Annotated in this window: 14 protein-coding genes; all 14 read right to left on the bottom strand. The window is 49.7% G+C overall.

Annotated features, from left to right (window positions below; translation table 11 throughout):
* Window positions 1–232: 232 nt before the first annotated feature.
* Complete coding sequence (locus JOE27_RS23155) at window positions 233–1360, bottom strand: DegT/DnrJ/EryC1/StrS family aminotransferase (protein WP_204920298.1); 1128 nt, start codon at window positions 1358–1360, stop codon at window positions 233–235.
* A gap of 5 nt (window positions 1361–1365) precedes the next feature.
* Complete coding sequence (locus JOE27_RS23150; RefSeq protein WP_125924337.1) at window positions 1366–1824, bottom strand: acyltransferase; 459 nt, start codon at window positions 1822–1824, stop codon at window positions 1366–1368.
* A complete protein-coding gene (locus tag JOE27_RS23145) occupies window positions 1825–2880 on the bottom strand; it encodes a Gfo/Idh/MocA family oxidoreductase (RefSeq protein WP_125924336.1) in 1056 nt (351 codons plus the stop codon).
* A 25-nt stretch (window positions 2881–2905) separates the two neighbouring features.
* Window positions 2906–4228: a UDP-glucose/GDP-mannose dehydrogenase family protein gene (locus JOE27_RS23140; protein WP_204920276.1), complete on the bottom strand. Its 1323-nt coding sequence runs from the start codon at window positions 4226–4228 to the stop codon at window positions 2906–2908.
* 239 nt (window positions 4229–4467) lie between these two features.
* A complete protein-coding gene (locus JOE27_RS23135; RefSeq protein WP_125924334.1) occupies window positions 4468–5571 on the bottom strand; it encodes a glycosyltransferase family 4 protein in 1104 nt (367 codons plus the stop codon).
* A 7-nt stretch (window positions 5572–5578) separates the two neighbouring features.
* Window positions 5579–6811, bottom strand: a complete 1233-nt coding sequence (locus tag JOE27_RS23130) for a hypothetical protein (RefSeq protein ID WP_204920272.1) — start codon at window positions 6809–6811, stop codon at window positions 5579–5581.
* Window positions 6812–6949: 138 nt separating this feature from the next.
* The gene (gene asnB / locus JOE27_RS23125; protein WP_204920268.1) at window positions 6950–8836 is read right to left on the bottom strand and encodes an asparagine synthase (glutamine-hydrolyzing); all 1887 of its coding nucleotides are present in this window, start codon (window positions 8834–8836) and stop codon (window positions 6950–6952) included.
* 5 nt (window positions 8837–8841) lie between these two features.
* Complete coding sequence (locus JOE27_RS23120) at window positions 8842–10065, bottom strand: oligosaccharide flippase family protein (RefSeq protein WP_348632632.1); 1224 nt, start codon at window positions 10063–10065, stop codon at window positions 8842–8844.
* Between the two features lie 239 nt (window positions 10066–10304).
* Window positions 10305–11708 (bottom strand): Wzz/FepE/Etk N-terminal domain-containing protein, encoded by a 1404-nt coding sequence (locus JOE27_RS23115; protein ID WP_239539362.1) that lies wholly within the window; start codon window positions 11706–11708, stop codon window positions 10305–10307.
* A gap of 164 nt (window positions 11709–11872) precedes the next feature.
* Window positions 11873–12922 carry a Wzz/FepE/Etk N-terminal domain-containing protein gene (locus tag JOE27_RS23110; protein WP_125924330.1) on the bottom strand — a complete coding sequence of 350 codons (1050 nt, stop codon included), beginning with the start codon at window positions 12920–12922 and terminating at the stop codon, window positions 11873–11875.
* A 210-nt stretch (window positions 12923–13132) separates the two neighbouring features.
* Window positions 13133–14560: an MBL fold metallo-hydrolase gene (locus JOE27_RS23105; RefSeq protein ID WP_204920252.1), complete on the bottom strand. Its 1428-nt coding sequence runs from the start codon at window positions 14558–14560 to the stop codon at window positions 13133–13135.
* A gap of 103 nt (window positions 14561–14663) precedes the next feature.
* A complete protein-coding gene (locus tag JOE27_RS23100; RefSeq protein ID WP_039601301.1) occupies window positions 14664–14927 on the bottom strand; it encodes a lipopolysaccharide assembly protein LapA domain-containing protein in 264 nt (87 codons plus the stop codon).
* Between the two features lie 20 nt (window positions 14928–14947).
* Window positions 14948–15244, bottom strand: coding sequence for an integration host factor subunit beta (ihfB, locus tag JOE27_RS23095; RefSeq protein WP_012313292.1), 297 nt, complete (start codon window positions 15242–15244; stop codon window positions 14948–14950).
* Window positions 15245–15939: 695 nt separating this feature from the next.
* The gene (gene rpsA, locus JOE27_RS23090) at window positions 15940–17616 is read right to left on the bottom strand and encodes a 30S ribosomal protein S1 (protein WP_012313291.1); all 1677 of its coding nucleotides are present in this window, start codon (window positions 17614–17616) and stop codon (window positions 15940–15942) included.
* Window positions 17617–17735: the final 119 nt, after the last annotated feature.

The following is a 17735-nucleotide window of genomic DNA, read 5'->3' as shown; positions in this document are numbered from 1 at the left end:
GCATCAATAAAGTCACGCACATATTGCAATTTCATCAAATTACTCGTCGACAGTAAAGACGAATAAACTCAAAAACCTCTGTAAAACCCGACTTCGAAAAGAAACGACATTATTTAACGCAAAGAAGAATAAAAAAAGAACCATTACGAAGCAAACAACGCCTATGGGGCTCCCCCCATAAGCGTCGGTCATAAAACTACTGAGCAGCATGAACACTCAATAAAAAAAGTGTTCAACCGTTGATGCCGCTCCCTGCATCTCCGCCATCAAAGAAACTTCTAACCGCTCTGATGACCACATCTACCTGCTCGAAAGATAGATGCTCGCCAATCGGAAGACTCAGCAGGGTGCTATCTTGAGCATAATAGTTTGCTGTGCTATCTACCTGTTCCAAATAACTATACGCCTGAAGTTTGGGCAAAGCTTTAGGGTAATGAACACCTGTTTCAATCCCAGCCCTTTCCAAGAACGCCTTCAGTTCGTCACGCTGCTGCGTGCGGACTACAAAGAGATGATATACCTGCTTAGCCCAGTCTTGACGGACAGGAAGCGTTAATCCTGCTATACCCGAAAGCGCTTGCATATAACGATCAGCGATATCTATACGCTTAGAGGTCCAAGCATTGAGATGCTTAAGCTTAACACTCAAAATTGCGGCTTGAAGTCCGTCTAAGCGTGAGTTACGCCCTTCGAAAGCGTGATCGTACTTAGCAATACGGCCATGATTTGCAATCTGACGACACTTAATGGCTAGCGCTTCATTGTTAGTTACAATAGCACCGCCATCACCGTAGGCTCCGAGGTTTTTACCTGGATAAAAACTGAAAGCGGCAATATCACCAAGTCCACCGACTCGCTTACCTTCAAATTCAGCGCCATGTGCCTGAGCACAATCCTCTATGATGAAGATGCCCTTTTCCGCCGCTATTTCCTTAAGACGTTTCATGTCACAAGGGTGACCGTAGAGGTGTACAGCAATGATAGCCTTTGTGTTCGGCGTAATTTTCCGAAGGACGTCCTCAATATCAAGAACATAGCTCGCTTCGTGATTATCTACAAACACTACTTTATGTCCACAACGAGTCACGGCTTCAGAACTCGCGATGAAGCTATTACCAGGCACGAGCACTTCGCTACCAGCAGGTAATGCAAGAGCCTCTAAAGCAATTTCAAGTGCATCGGTCCCGTTACCTACACCGAGGCAGAACTTTGCATCACAATAGCTCGCAAACTCCTGCTCGAAAGCGGCCACTCCTTGCCCGCCAATGAAACTTGAGTTAGCAAGTACTCCAGCGATTGCAGCATCAATATCTTCGCGAATAGAAAGGTATTGCGAGTGCAGATCCAAAAACTTTACCATTGATCTCACCTAATTTTCTTAGCAGGGTTGCCAGCATAGACACCTGGCTTTTCGATATTTTTTGTTACTACTGCACCCGCGCCGATCACGACATTGGAACAGATACTGACTGGCAATATAGTTGCATTACTTCCTATAGATACATTGTCACCGATCAGCGTTTCTTTCCAGAGCGTTTTATCCCCTCGAGCCGGACCGCCCGCGGAAAATAGATCGTTAACAAACATTACTCCATGGCCGATAAAACAATCATCGCCGATACTGACCAACTCGCAGATAAAGCTATGTGACTGAATTTTGCAGCGCTGGCCTATCACGACACTTTTCTGGATTTCAACAAAAGGCCCTACAAAAGTGTTGCTACCAATGCTGCAGCCATAGATATTCACAGGCTGTACTACAGTAACATCATGACCGAATTCTACGTCACGAACGGCAGAAAACTTCTCTATCGGATTGTTCATTTATGCACCCAACCGACACTTGCCTGTCGACTTGCTCAGGAATACTTCTTTGCCAGTTTCGATTGACTCGTAAATCGCAACGATGAGCGCAAGACTCTTGCGTGCTCCGTTACCGTCTACCAACTGAGGCTTGTCGTTTTTAATAACATCGACAACATGCTCATAGTATGCCTGATGACCAAACCCGTAAACATTGGGCGGGTTTACAGAATAACGGTCCATGACTTGCTGATCATCTTCTGTTTCTTCAGCGAAGCGCCATGCTTTCATCTCATTAACAGCAATCCCGCCTACCTCAACTGCACCGTGCTCACCCACAATAGACAGCGACCCCTCAAGATCCCTGGGACGAGTAGCGGTAGTAGCCTCAATAACGCCAAGTGCGCCACTCTTAAAGCGCAGTGTTACAACAGCCGTATCCTCTGCCTCAATATCGACTAATGCTGTATTCGCCATCGCATAGACAGATTCGACTTCACCCATCATCCACTCAAGTAAGTCGACATGATGGCTAGCTTGGTTAGTAAGAACTCCACCATCCATTGCCCAAGTTCCACGCCAACTATCCTGGTTATAGTAAGCTTGAGGTCGGCACCAACGCACACGCACAGTTCCTAGTACTAACTTACCAAAACGTCCTTGCTCTAGTGCTTCACGGAGTTTTACAACTGGAACGTTGAAGCGATTTTGTTTTACGACAAACAGCTTTACACCCGCCTCTTCACAGGCAGAAATCATTGCATCTGCATCTGCAAGCGTCAAAGCCATTGGCTTTTCCACTACTATATGCTTACCATACTCACTGAGAGCAATAACGTTTTTTGCGTGATTTCCACTTTCCGTCAAGACAGAAACAACATCAATCTCAACCGACCTCATCATCTCATGCATATCTGCGAAATAGGGAACCTCGTATTTTTCCCCATATACTTTCGCTTTCTGCAGATCACTATCACAAACAGCTACTAACTCCCCCTGCCCAATGACTCCCCCACCAAGCAGTTCAGCATGACGCTTCGCGATACGACCACATCCAACTAATGCAAACTTAACCATGTTGTTTCACCTTAAATCGAAATACTTATGGGCGCCCAATGGAGAAATATTCAAACCCTTCCCTAACAACGGAAGCTGGATCATAAATATTACGACCATCAAAAATTAACGGATTCCGAAGACTAGCCTTAATTAGATCAAAATTCGGTGCGCGGAAACTTTTCCACTCAGTGATAACAACGAGGGCCTCGGCACCTTCGAGCGCTAATTCCTTTGTTGTGCAGAGTTTTAGCGAATCCGCATCTGGGTAAATTCGACGAGTCTCATCCATTGCCGCGGGATCATAGGCCTGAACAATAGCGCCTGCCTCCCACAAAGCCTCCATAAGAACACGACTCGGAGCTTCACGCATGTCATCGGTGTTTGGCTTAAAGCTCAGTCCCCAAAGCGCAAAGACCCGCCCCTTCAAATCCCCGGAAAAATAGTCTGAGATTTTATCAAAAATAACTGTTTTTTGGATCTGATTACGCGCTTCAACAGCCTTCAACACAATCGCATCGAACCCAATGTCGTCAGCCGTTTTGATCAACGCTTGCACATCTTTAGGGAAACAGGATCCGCCATAGCCCACGCCTGGATAGATGAACTCATAGCCGATGCGCGGATCGCTACCTATACCATTACGAACCTTTTCCACATCAGCACCAAGCTTGTCTGCCAGGCTAGCAATTTCATTGATAAAGCTGATTTTCGTCGCGAGTATACAGTTAGCAGCGTACTTAGTAAGCTCTGCACTGCGCGCATCCATTACAATAATTTTTTCATGATTTCTGTTAAACGGTGCGTAAAGCTCCCGCATTATATGTTCGGCTCGCTCACTGTCTGTGCCAACGATAATTCGGTCAGGCCTCAAACAGTCATTGACAGCAGAACCTTCCTTTAAAAATTCCGGATTCGATACGACATCATACGGAACGGATTTTGACCGCTGGGCCAAAACCTCATCAATTCTTGCTTTAACTTTATCTGCAGTACCAACAGGTACCGTTGATTTATTAATTACGACTTTATAGCTTTCGATCTGCTGAGCAATGGAAGTCGCAACATCTAAAACATATTTCAGATCTGCGGAGCCATTTTCATCCGGAGGTGTACCTACGGCAATGAACAAGACATCACCGTGACTAATTGCTGTTTTATAATCAGTAGTGAACTGGAGGTTACCGCTTTCCAGATTAGTTTTAACTATAGTCTCCAACCCAGGCTCATAAATAGGTATCCGGCCTTGAGAAAGCATTTCTACCTTAGCTTTATCAATATCAAGACACACAACTTCATGGCCAACATCGGCCAAAACCGCCCCCTGAACCAACCCTACATAACCAGTACCAAATACTGTAACTTTCATAACACCCCGCTCACCACCGCCGCTACCATAGCCAACAGCCAATAATATAAATGCTTATCATATAAAATTGGCCAGCAACACATCTTGTTACATTCGTGCCTGCTTAATCATAAACCACCAAAGCAGGTCCTCTGCTTAATACTAGCCGAACTCTGTTTTTTAGACAAGCGCAAACGACGAGCAAGCATTACAGACAACTCGAAACAGATTAAGCATACTATATACGCCTTAAGAGATTTTTAAACCATCTTTTGGTATAGCTCAACTAGCGTACGCTCTTCATTCAGCCAGTTATATTTCTCCTCTACAGCTTGACGACCATTACGCCCCATTTCTTCGGCCACAGAAGGGTTTTGGATTAGATAATCTATAGCCCGTGCGATATCTTCGGGATTAAGCGGATTCACACAAATCCCACACTTACTTTCCTCTACGATGTTTCGCCAGAGTGGAAAGTCTGAGGCTACAACCGGCAACCCTGCAGCCATATATTCAAACATCTTTACTGGTAGAGCCTCAAGGTAGTTAGGAGCAGGATGCAAAGTGACCAACCCACCCCTAGACTCTTTAAGCGTCGCTTTAACCCCATCACGATCCAAATACCCTAAAGGCTTAGTACGCACCCACCCCTTAGAATTCTCTAGTGTTTGTGCCAAAGCATCATTTTTTAATGCCCCCGCAAATGCCAATGTTGTTGTACCACTGACGTACTGGATCGCTTCGACAACCTCCACGACACCGCGAATTTTATCAACGCTGCCGATGTAGCAAACCTGGTCTTTTTTTTCAGGCCACGAAGCGTCGATAATCGCCAGTTCGTCCAGCATAGGAAAATTGTTAACTGCAACACTTGCTGGATTAATCGAGATAAATTTATCACGTATGTGCGGGGTAGCAGCAACAACCGCATCCAACCGAGAGCAAACCCAGGACTCGTACGCAGAAAACAACTTTGAAATTAACCACTTACTAGGTTTATTTAAATAGGGTTTACCCAGAATTTGCATTGGTACGTCCTCGTGCGAATCGAAGACCACCTTTTTACCATTCCTTTTTAGCTTGTATCCTACGGGAAGAAGCTCAGGGTCATGAATGTGATAAATATCAGCATTAACTTTTACTGCTTCCTTGTAAATCTTACTAGGCGTCCTTAACATCCGAGCCAAACGCCCTCGGCTGCAACCTACGTCATGAAAGCACACACCTTCTTTAATTTCACTTCCCTTCCCGTCAGCAACAACTAGATGAACTTCATGACCGACACGGACCAACGAACGACATTCTTTGTAAAATATACGAACATCATACCTAGGATGGACAGATGTCAAATGTGCAATCTTCATGACTTCCTCATTGCTTATCATGTGCAACGCTAATCTGGATTGTTTTGGAACGGGACACACGAGAGAGATAGATAAGAATTATTGCCATACCAAAACCATGAGTCAGCATGACAGTAAATAAATCTGACGAGACCAAAACACTCCGTAACGGAACTACGGATATGGCTACCGCAATCCAAATCGGCATACTTTCACTTGCCATATCGTTGATTAGTCTCAAAATAAACCCAATAATCACTGCATAAAAAAACACACCAAGTAAGCCGGCATGGGCAAACCCGCTAGAAACGAATCCATTATTAGCACCCAGGCCAGGGCGATTTAAATACTCCCCTACCACGTATGGAACACCAAGCTCCCCATAGGGATAAGCCGATAAACTTGAAAGCACAGAATTCGACCAGTAAACCTGTGGATGACTACTAAAAAAATCGAAGTAAACAAAGCACAAATTTGCAGGCACAAAAAAAACTCGTCGCGAAAACATTGAACTCAAAACTATATCCCCGAAGAGATAAAAACTAAGGAGTGTACAACCTATCACGACTATATAAGCTACTGGCAGCAATATCAACGAATTGGAATATCGGAAATACATCCACGAGCCAAACACCAATAGCGGGATAAACAGTATTGACTTATGAGAAGCGATTGAAAAAAAATAAACCTGCGCGAGCAATAACAGTACCACAAGGAAATAACGCTTATACAGCAAAGCGAAACTTATGAGGTAAATAGAAAAAACTTGATAGGTCCAGTTATTGGTGTATGCTAAAATCCCACCCCCAGTTAATTCACTATTCGCTTCTCGGTATTGATACACCTCCGCCAAATCCAAATTCGGCCGAGCGCCCGACATCGCAAACCAAACAATTAAGAACAGAACAAAAGCGAGCGAAACTACAATTGCCAATGCCCTACCACCAGTTAATACTGGCAAGTTCTTAACACTCAACACATTGACCCGGGACATAAAATAGATTACATACAATGCTGCGATAGTTACTAATACCGGAAACAATGGCTTGCTAGAATCCAATCCGTAAAGAGATGTCAATGGCGCAACAATAGATAAAATCGCCATAGCAAAAAAATAATGGCTGACTTTCCTTACGCGATCTACCGCACAAGCAAAACTAATTAAATATACAACCCATGAAATAACATATTGAGAGAAATCTATGCTTGAACTAAACCCCTCAGAAACAAAAAACTCAGATATGATATTAGCATAGGACAAGTCAAGCACCGCCCTAAATGCAATAAGCGCCGTATAAAATATAGTTCTATTCGCGCTCAACTTTAAACCCACCGATCGCATATGCCACCAACCAAAACCGAGCCACTGCATAAGCCCAATGGCAGACCATCCCAAAACCTACGCTAGAACAGCTTGATACCATCGATAAAAGTTAATCCATCTCCAGACTTCCGCACTAAATTTTGCCTTACCATTAATAGCTCTGTCAAAACTACTCAGGATTTGATCACCTCTAATAAATGGTAGTTCTAGATCCACCTCCAGCCACTTACGAATTACTGGAGCGTTACTGAGCAACAGATCTTTTTCAGGAGTTTGAAAACCGATTTTGTCACGCCGATCAAGCGATTGGTCGGGTACAATACCGCGCATTGCGGCACGGAATATGTGTTTGGTTTCACCACTATCAGAAATTAGATAATGTTCAGGCAGCGATAAAAGAAACTCTGTTAATCCAGTGGTAAGGAAAGGGACTCGGCTTTCAATAGAGAAACGCATTGAGTTTCGATCACCATGCCTAAGTAGATGCTGCAATCCTCGATAATGAAGAGAAGTCGCCAACTCAGAGGTCAATCGGCGCCCCTGCAACTGAATATCACAGTGCCGGCGTGTATTCTCGCAGCGAACACCGCCATCCGCTAAAACTCCTCCATCAATCCAGGACGGGACATTTTGTCTACCATCAAGCGCCCTCAAAAAGTCGTTAACTCGTCCCGAGGTAAACTGCCCTAGTGCCGAACCAACGGCCCATGTAAGACTACGCCCCGGCCATTTGGTCCATTTGTTAAGGAAGTTTACTGCACGCGCGTATTCCCCTCGTTCCACCATGCTCCGAATTCGCTGACCTGGGTAACCTGTATAGCCGGCTAGCATCTCATCCGCGCCTTGGCCATCTAGAGTGACGGTGACGCCACAGTCCCTCGCTAACTGGTAGACTCGGTATTGCGCATAAATACTAGTACTACCAAAAGGCTCACCTTGAACCTTTATCAGATCATCTAAGTCTCGAATCAAGTCTGTCGGAGAAACAATTACTTTGTTTGCATGAGCCCCAACATACTCATTTATCTGGTCTGCCCAATACTCTTCAGAAACAGTACTACCCTGAGCGATATAGCTAAAGGTATGGATAGGCATTTTAGGGTCGATATAACGCATTGCGCAAACAACAGCGGAGGAATCAAGCCCCCCCGACAAGGCAGCACCTAACGGTACATCGCTGCGAAGGTGTAGCCGAATACTGTCCAAAAAGCGCTCACGCAATTCGTCTGCCGCAGCTGCAAAGCTTAAGTCATTGCGCTCTTGCAAGGTGGGGGTGTACCAGCGCCTAAGCTGCAATAGTTTAGAGTTATTAATATCAAAGGATGCGATATGCCCTGGGGGAAGATGAAAAACATCCTTGAAGAAAGTCTGATCATTAGTATCGTAATCGCCATGAGTCAGATAATCATAAGCGCGCTGCCAATTTAACTCGGCACGACCACCTTTCAGCTCTTTAACAGCAGATAACTCGGATGCAAAACACAAACCACTTTTTTCAATTGAATAAAAGAATGGCTTTATACCAAATGCATCTCGCGCACAGTGTATAGTCGAGTTCCAATGGTCATATATTGCAAACGCAAACATCCCGACAAATCTCTTTAAACTCGCCTCCTGCCAGTGTTGCCACGCAACTAGAAGAACCTCAGTATCAGAGTCGGAAACAAACAAGTACCCGAAGGACTCCAATTCGCTACGCAACTCTTTGTAATTATAAATTTCCCCATTGAAAACCATGGAGTAACGACGATCTTGTGAGTACATGGGCTGATGCCCTGCCTCTGAGAGATCTATAACAGATAGACGCGTATGACCAAGCACAACGCAACTATCATTTATAGTTTCAACTTCGTACCCTGAGTCATTTGGCCCGCGGTGCCGAATTGTAGCTAGCGCCGATTTAACCCGTGACTCAAGCGATGAGTCTACTTGCTTCCAAACCCCACCTAGAATTCCGCACATAAACCCTACCTAAAACTATGTTGTTTTGTACCCAAAAGAATAAAACAAAAATACAGAAAATATAAGCTTATTTCATGAACAGTGAACGCAAGGATAAATGTACCAAGCTCTGCCCCTTTAAAAATATACAAAGTCGAAATAATTGTCACAAAATAGATACATTGCCACAGGGTACCCATTCTTACATTGTGCTCCATTGCGAGCACCATGCTTAGTGGACTTACCGCAAAACGTATCGCTACTGCAAAAATTAATATTGCGGCATAACCGCCGGCATCGCGCCATGCCTCGCCAAAGACGAAACTGAAGAGTTCCGGCCCTAAGAACCAGACAACCAGCACCAGAGGCACCATGAGCATCAGCAGTACTATGAATACCTTTAATACGAAACCAAATAGTCGCTCGGGCGCTTCGCGATGCAGGCCGACCAACTTCTGAAACAAAACCTGTGACAAGGCAGCCGAAATCAAACTCATAGGTAAATTTAGCGCTCTAAACATCAGACTAAAAACACCTACAACGTGAGCCGTATTAAATTTACTCAAGATCAGAACAGGCATCTGAATCGCCGCATTATCGAGCAACGCCCCAGCGCATGAATACTTTGGAAATTTTATATATTCTTTAGCATTTTTTCTGATTTTATCTAAAGTTACAGCATGCAAGATGGATCGATCTTCTCGCCATATTTTGCTAAGAAATACAGACGCAGCTACCGCCTGCCCGACAATATAACCTAGGATTAACCCTCCGCCAGCCATACTGCTCAATCCAAGTTGAGCAGACGTCATCCCCCCCCCTTGCACCATCCGACTAACCGCCAACCGTCTAAAATTAGCGGCGCGATTATTCCAGTAATTCAACGATTGCCATAGACCTGCGACAAATACACTAACCGGCAATAAGTACAACCAGGGGCCAATCGCTGGGACCCCAAAAAAACCTTGAATAGGCTCGTTAAAGGCCAAAACCAATATAAACAATACAAAACTTATCACTGCTGCGATACTAATCGCCAATACAACAAGACTGGCAGCATCATCATTCTTCTCTGGAAGCATCACTGCTAATTCGTAGCGTGCTGTTGCCACAACAGATATCATAGCTGCTACCGACATATAAAGGGCCAAAACCCCGAAATCTTCCGGCTCATATAGGCGCGTTAAGATCGGCATAGCCGCAAGAGGTATGGCCTGCGCAATTGTTGTGCCGGTCATCAAAGTCAACACATTTCGGGCAAACTGCCCCTGCTTCCCTTTGACCCTCGCAAAAAACCTTAACACGCGCCACTCACAATATCTTGACTATCGAAATTAATGGCAGCCTCACGAAACAATATCGATATAGAACCTCCAGACAACTCAGGCATACTCAAGGCAAGCTCTCCTTCGAATTTTATCACTGTCATTTTATAATCTGCAGCTGCTGACATTATGTATTTACCACATATAACACCTAGCACCATCCATTAACTCTGCGCAACACCAGACAAACAAGCTTGGCAACTATCACAAATCTGCTTTAAACCTTTATCTTCAAGCGTACTCATTGAGGATAACCGAGTTTCGGAAACCCGCTGGACAGAACCTTCAAGCACTCGTAGTTGTCGTAAGTGATCTTTGAAAGCACTACGCAACAGGGCAATAACTGCACCAATCAGTGTGCCACCGATTAGTGCTAACAGAATAATTATAGATCTACGAGGCTTGACTGGCTGACCTGATGCTACTGCACGCTGATCAATACTGACTAAGCGCAAGCCTTGCAACTCGGTATCAACGGACTGCAAGCGCGCACGTTCCACACGCAGGGCTTCAATGCCTTCCAGAAAGGCCTGTTCGTTATCCCGGCTCCTAATCGCCTGAACATTGCGGTTGGTCGTGAGTAGGATCAGTTCTTTGCGGATTTGCCCGATTCTCGGCTCGACGAAGTCGTCGGAGGTACGCTTGCTCAAGGCAAGGCGTTCCGCCTCGAGCACCTCGGTACCCATAAAGTAAAGTGGCACCGGCCTGCCGTTAACCTCAGTTCGAATGACATTGCCCCCTGCCATAGCTTCATCAGCCATCAACGAGGGGGTAGAGGGCTTCTTCAAACCCAGGCTTCGAGCGACACCGATTGCCTCGTCAAGCTCTGCAACTCGTGCCTCGCGTCTTAGCTTAAGCTGGACACGTAGTGCCTTCAATTCATCATTCAACTGCGCACGCTTGATAGCATCAGCTTCTTCAAGCCGTGCGATGCGACCTTCGTTTCCAGCTTGATACTCCATCATCGCAGAGCTCAATTCAGCATTCACTTCATTCAGCCGATTAGCCACAATGATCTGCATATCCCTGGACAGCTGAGCACGCTCCCGCTCGACCGCAAAATCAACGAAGTCGTTAAGAATCCCCGCACCGTCAATGCCCTTGTCATAGCGCATTTTCAAACCAATAAAGTCGCTCAGCAAATCGGTTCTCTTCGGGTCAGCCTGAACTACGCTAAGTGCGCTACTGTTAAAGTCTTCAAATGCCTGCTCAACACTTTGGCCTTCAACCTGAAAAGCATCAACTAGGTCTGGCCTTGAACGGAAAAAGTCTAGTCGTGCATTATAAGAGTCTAGCGTCGCACCTACGCGCTTGAGTGCTTCTCTTGGCGGTAATGAGTAGATCTTTGAACGATTCAACTCATCCAACTGGTTCAGAGCTACAGGCTTTAAAGTTGTGGACGTCTCGTAGACTGGTGTAATTGAGTACGCAATAGCGGCACCGAAGAACGCACAGGCGCCACCAACGGAGATAATAAAGAAGCGCCGGCGCCAAATGGTACGGAAAACTCTGAAAATATCGATCTCGCCAGAAGCGGCCATGGAAGGTACGCGTGCCACATTGTTCATTACTTGCCTGCATTGCCAACGGGAGTTAACCAAGACAGGCAAGGTAGATCAGCGCTTAATGCTCGCTCTTCCAGCTATCCATGTCATAGGCGACGAAGGTGCATTGTTGCACCTTCAGCATCGGACAACAACGCTTGCGGACACCCCCAGGGGTGATAAGTTCCTTACGCCACCTCACGCCGCCTCACCCAAAGGTCACGACCGATAGCGACGAGCACGCCCAAGCCGACGCCCGCAACCACCGAAAGCAGCATGATGATTGCCTTTCGCGGCTTGATCGGCTTATCGGGCTGCGCAACCGCGCCGTCCTGCTGATACATCGCAACCAGCGAAGGGTCGATTTTCAGGTTACGAAGGAAATTGAGTTTCTCTTGCTTCACGCGCAGGCTCGGTATGAATGGGTCATCCGAGGAGCGCGACTCCAGATTGGCAATTTCAGCCTCCAATGCCTTGGCTCCGCGCATGTAGGTGAGAGACCCGTTCATTGCGGCAGACACTTCACTGGATAACGTGTCGGAAATGATCGGCGGCTTTTCTAGGCCAATGGAGCGTGCAACCCGCAGAGCCTCCTTGAGCTGGGCAATCTGGTCAGTACGCTGATTCCCGGCACTGGCACGGGAAGCACGGATCTGCTGCTCGAGGTTGTCAGCCATGATAGAAATGTCACTACGAGTACCGCTCAACAGTTCGTTCTTTGCTCGCTCTGCCGCCATTTCGGCGTAGTTCGACACCCAAGTCGCAGCAAGCCGTGGGTCCTCGAGGTTAGCAGTGAGCACATAACGATCTGGCATGTCCTTGCCGGCCTGCGACACCTTGAGCATGCCATTGAACTGAGCGTAAAGGGCGTCTCGCGACCCGCCCCGCTCCTCCTCTGTCAGCGTAGGGAGAAATGCACTGCGAAAGAACTTATCTCGTACCGCTTCTGACTGCAGCGCCTTGAGGTAGATGCTGTACACATCTTTGGCGCTGAGCGGAGCAAGGCCTGTGCCCTCACCACGACCGTAGTTGAGCTGAGCAATCTCATTCTGAGAGGGTGGCTGAATGTAGAGCTTCGCCTCGTATACTGGCGAAACCAGCTTTATGTAGGCGAAACCTATGGCAATAATCGGTACCGCGACCAGCCCCACCCAAAGCTTTTGCCGCCAAACCCCCTGCACAAGCTCAATCAGGTCAATCTCATCACTACCGCTCAGGCGCTCGCGTTCATTGCGCATTTAGTCTTTTTTTCCTTGGGTCCGTCTGATTGCTTCATCTCTTTGGGGCGCTCCCTGCTCGCGAAAGCGGCGCTCCCCTCGCGTCAAGCGTAGCGGCATTTTGCCCACATGCCCGCCACGCTCACCTACTTAGCATTAATCAGTAATAGAGGGAACCTTCCCACAGAAGTTCCTCACTTTTCGACAGACACCACGCGCACCGCCCAATGGTTACCCCGCAACTGTGACGCTCACCTCATTTCCAGCCTCAGCAAACCTTTCCCGCATGGCCTGAGCCAGCACCTGCTTCGCCCGCCTCTCCCCATGCACCAGCACCACCCGCCGCGCCGCGCACGCCATAGCAAACCTCACCAACCCGGCCTGGTCCGCATGCCCTGAATACCCGCCCAACGTCGCCACCTTAGCCCGCACCTCATATACAGCCCCATCCAACTCAACCTGCGCAGCCCCTTCCGCACCCGCTTTGCGCTGAATGGCAGCGCCTGGTGTTCCCCTGGCCTGATACCCGACAAACATCACCTCATGCCGTGGATCACCAAGCATCGCCTTGAGGTAGTTGACGATCCGCCCACCCGAGCACATGCCATTACCGGCAATCACAATCGCCGGGCGCCCGGTACTTTTCAGGTAATTGACCACCTGCGGGTGGCGGGCATGGGTGTCGACGCACACCAGCTGGTTGAACCCAAGCGGGTCACGCCCCTCGCTCATCCGCGCCTTGGCTTCGTCATTCCAGTAGTCATGCAGCTGGCGGTAGACGGTGGTAATGCGCTGAGCCAAGGGTGAGTCGAGAATGATCGGTAGCTGCGACCAGGCGAACGTGCCATCGCCAGGCACCACGGCCGGGTCACCGAGCAGTGCCTTGCGGTGGAGAATGGCCTCGAGCTCGCACAACAACTCTTGCGTACGGCCCAGGCTGAATGCGGGAATCAGGATGGTGCCGCAGTCCTGCAGTGCGCGGTCAATAACCTGCTCCAGCTGCTGCTCGCGCATGCTGCGGTCGGGGTGCAGGCGGTCGCCGTAGGTACTTTCCAGCACCAGCAAGTCTGCACGCTCGGGTGGCTGCAGCGGGCGTAGCAGCGGGTTGCCTTCGGGGCCGAGGTCGCCGGAGAAAACGATGCGGTGGTTTTGCTCGGCCACGTCTACATCGCACTCTACATAGGCGGAGCCAAGCAGGTGCCCGGCGCGTTGCAGGCGCAGCTGGCACCTGAGGCCGGGCTTGTTTACCACGGAGTGCCACTGGCCGAAGGGCATCGACACGACCAGGCCACCGATTAGCTCGAGGTAACGCGCCACTTGTGCGGGCTCGCTGCTGATGGTCAGCCTGTAGGCATCTTCCAGTACCAGTGGCAACAGCTTTGCCGAGGGTTCGCTGCAGAGGATCGGACCGCGAAAGCCGGCCGCCAGCAGCGCGGGGATGCGGCCGACATGGTCGAGGTGTACGTGGGTGATCACCAGGGCTTGTATACCCTGGATATCAAAACCGAGTGATGCGCTGGCTGAACCCGGGGCGGCGTCGGCGCCCTGCTCCAGGCCGCAATCCACGAGCAGACTGGTGGCTGAATCGATGTGAAGCTGGTGACAAGAACCGGTTACACCGCGGGTGCCACCGTGATGGGAAAGGGTGGGAAATTCCATACTGCTGCACGCTCGTTTGGGCCGGAATAATGAAGCGGGTATTACTTCACTTACACCGTCGCGTGCACAGGCGAGCCTTTCCTAAAAAAGGCGGGAATTTTCCTTACTTACCTTCCAGCGCTGCCTGCCTGGCCGAGGCGCGAATCTTGCGCTTGCTGCGCTGTACACCATAGGCGCCCAACAGCGGGCCAATCGCCAGGCCTACTACCAGGGCCGCCAGCACCGGTACCGCAACCGGCAACTCGGGCGCCGACCAGCCAAACAGCACGAGTGCCACGGCCTGCTGGTTCTCCAGCACGAAGAACAGCACCACCGCCGCCAGCAGCAGCACGAACAACGCCGCCAGGGCGCGCTTGAGGTTACGCATCAGACTGGCTCCTTCATCGGTCAGGGGTGCTCGTGCTCTTCTTCATTGACGCGATCACGCAGCTCTTTGCCGGGCTTGAAGTGCGGAACGAACTTGCCTTCAAGCTCCACCGACTGGCCGGTCTTGGGGTTGCGACCTACGCGTGGAGCGCGATAGTGCAAGGAGAAGCTGCCAAAGCCGCGGATCTCGATGCGATCTCCGGTGGCCAGGCATTGGGACATCTGTTCAAGCATGGTCTTGATGGCCAGCTCCACATCCTTGGACGAGAGCAGCCCTTGATGGGTGACAATACGTTCGATCAGCTCCGACTTCGTCATATTTTTCCCTTCGTTATCAAGCAGCTAGATCATTGCTTAATCAGTTTGTAGCACGCTCGGAGGGATTTGAACAGGGTGGTTCTTGACTTAATAAAAAAATTCAAGATTGGAGTGTTGGGAAATAAGGCTGGGGGAGCTTTGTGGGGGATCGTGGGCGAGCCGGGTTCTACAGGGGATGGCGTTAGGCTGGGGGGATTTTTGGGGTTGGAAAGGGTGGGCTGGAGGGTAGGCTTTTATGCTGGGCATACAGAGCTTGGCTATGGATTGGCCAATGCTTTGCGCGCAGGTGCAGACTCGGTTGGGCCTGCTTTGCAGGCCATCGCCGGCAAGCCGGCTCCCACAGGGATCGTGCCAGCTTTTAGAAGTTGAGCAAGACAGTGGCTCTGACAAGGAGCTGCGTTAACTTTTAGAAATTGGTGAGACAGTTGATCCGCCGGGGATCGCGTTTGGCTGGGGTAATTTTTTGGAGGGAGAAAGGGTGGCCTGGAGGGCAGGCTTTTTTATGCTGGCCGTAAAGAGCTTGGTTATGCATTGGCGATGCTTTGCGCGGCGGTTTAGACGCGGTTGGGCCTGCGCTGCAGGCCATCGCCGGCAAGCCGGCTCCTACAGGGGATAGCGTCAGGCTTGGGGAGATTTTGGGCATAAAAAAAGGGTGGCCCGAAGGCCACCCTTTTTTTACACCGATCAAACAGAACTTAGTTCTGCTTGGCCATTGCTTCGCGCAGCAGCGCAGCCATGGTGGTATCGGCAGCCGCTTCCGGAGCGTTTTTCAGGCTCTGGATGGCTTCACGCTCTTCAGCGTCGTCTTTCGACTTGATCGACAGGCTGATCACGCGCGACTTGCGGTCAACGCTGATGATCTTGGCTTCGATCTCTTCGCCTTCCTTCAGAACGTTACGCGCGTCTTCAACGCGGTCACGGCTGATTTCGGAAGCTTTCAGAGTGGCTTCGATGTCGTCGGCCAGGGTGACGATGGCGCCTTTGGCGTCAACTTCTTTCACGATGCCCTTGACGATAGCGCCCTTGTCGTTGACAGCAACGAAGTTGGAGAACGGATCGTCTTCCAGCTGCTTGATGCCCAGGGAGATGCGCTCGCGCTCTGGGTCAACCGACAGGATGACGGTTTCCAGCTCGTCGCCCTTCTTGAAACGACGTACGGCTTCTTCGCCGGTTTCGTTCCAGGAGATGTCGGACAGGTGAACCAGGCCGTCGATGCCGCCGTCCAGGCCGATGAAGATACCGAAGTCGGTGATCGACTTGATGGTACCGGTGATCTTGTCACCCTTGTTGAACTGGCCGGAGAAGTCTTCCCATGGGTTGGACTTGCACTGCTTGATGCCCAGGGAGATACGACGACGCTCTTCGTCGATGTCCAGAACCATGACTTCCACTTCGTCGCCAACCTGAACGACTTTCGACGGGTGGATGTTCTTGTTGGTCCAGTCCATTTCGGAAACGTGTACCAGACCTTCAACGCCTTCTTCCAGCTCAGCGAAGCAGCCGTAGTCGGTCAGGTTGGTAACGCGAGCCTGTACGCGGGTACCTTCTGGGTAACGCGCAGTGATAGCAACCCACGGATCTTCGCCCATCTGCTTCAGACCCAGCGAAACGCGGTTGCGCTCACGGTCGAACTTCAGAACGCGTACGTCGACTTCGTCGCCAACGTTAACGATTTCGGAAGGATGCTTGATGCGCTTCCAGGCCATGTCGGTGATGTGCAGCAGGCCGTCGATGCCGCCCAGGTCCACGAATGCGCCGTAGTCGGTGAGGTTCTTGACGATACCTTTGACTTGCTGGCCTTCCTGCAGGGTTTCCAGCAGGGCTTCGCGCTCGGCGGAGTTCTCGGCTTCCAGCACGCTGCGACGGGAAACGACAACGTTGTTGCGCTTCTGGTCCAGCTTGATGACCTTGAATTCCAGCTCTTTGCCTTCCAGGTGGGTGGTGTCGCGCACAGGGCGGACATCAACCAGGGAGCCCGGCAGGAACGCACGGATGCCGTTAACGTCGACAGTGAAGCCGCCCTTAACCTTACCGTTGATAACGCCCTTGACCACTTCTTCGGCGGCGAAAGCTGCTTCCAGAACAATCCAGCACTCGGCGCGCTTGGCTTTTTCACGGGACAGTTTGGTTTCGCCAAAGCCGTCTTCGACCGCGTCCAGCGCAACGTGAACTTCGTCACCGACCTTGATGGTCAGCTCGCCAGCTTCGTTGTAGAACTGCTCGAGCGGGATGACGCCCTCGGACTTCAGGCCAGCGTGTACGGTAACCCAGTCGCCGTCGATGTCGACAACGATACCGGAGATGATCGCACCCGGCTGAAGATTGAGGGTTTTCAGGCTTTCTTCAAAGAGTTCTGCAAAGCTTTCGCTCATTTTAATTCCTGTAGATTCGGGCGAAACAGACGCCCATCGCCACACTCCAGACAATGTGGGTTTCGTTAAGTAAAGGAAAGCGGGCAGGACGTTGACTGGTGCCCCTGCCTGCTTTCCTG

The sequence above is a fragment of the Pseudomonas sp. M5 genome, assembly GCF_016907075.1.
Lineage (GTDB): Bacteria > Pseudomonadota > Gammaproteobacteria > Pseudomonadales > Pseudomonadaceae > Aquipseudomonas > Aquipseudomonas putida_E.
This window is presented reverse-complemented; position numbering and strand designations above follow the sequence as displayed.

Coding starts and splice junctions, on each gene's coding strand:
- JOE27_RS23155 (WP_204920298.1), bottom strand. CDS start 1,360: ATGGTAAAGTTTTTGGATCTGCACTCGCAATACCTTTCTATTCGCGAA.
- JOE27_RS23150 (WP_125924337.1), bottom strand. CDS start 1,824: ATGAACAATCCGATAGAGAAGTTTTCTGCCGTTCGTGACGTAGAATTC.
- JOE27_RS23145 (WP_125924336.1), bottom strand. CDS start 2,880: ATGGTTAAGTTTGCATTAGTTGGATGTGGTCGTATCGCGAAGCGTCAT.
- JOE27_RS23140 (WP_204920276.1), bottom strand. CDS start 4,228: ATGAAAGTTACAGTATTTGGTACTGGTTATGTAGGGTTGGTTCAGGGG.
- JOE27_RS23135 (WP_125924334.1), bottom strand. CDS start 5,571: ATGAAGATTGCACATTTGACATCTGTCCATCCTAGGTATGATGTTCGT.
- asnB (WP_204920268.1), bottom strand. CDS start 8,836: ATGTGCGGAATTCTAGGTGGGGTTTGGAAGCAAGTAGACTCATCGCTT.
- JOE27_RS23115 (WP_239539362.1), bottom strand. CDS start 11,708: ATGAACAATGTGGCACGCGTACCTTCCATGGCCGCTTCTGGCGAGATC.
- JOE27_RS23110 (WP_125924330.1), bottom strand. CDS start 12,922: ATGCGCAATGAACGCGAGCGCCTGAGCGGTAGTGATGAGATTGACCTG.
- JOE27_RS23105 (WP_204920252.1), bottom strand. CDS start 14,560: ATGGAATTTCCCACCCTTTCCCATCACGGTGGCACCCGCGGTGTAACC.
- JOE27_RS23100 (WP_039601301.1), bottom strand. CDS start 14,927: ATGCGTAACCTCAAGCGCGCCCTGGCGGCGTTGTTCGTGCTGCTGCTG.
- ihfB (WP_012313292.1), bottom strand. CDS start 15,244: ATGACGAAGTCGGAGCTGATCGAACGTATTGTCACCCATCAAGGGCTG.
- rpsA (WP_012313291.1), bottom strand. CDS start 17,616: ATGAGCGAAAGCTTTGCAGAACTCTTTGAAGAAAGCCTGAAAACCCTC.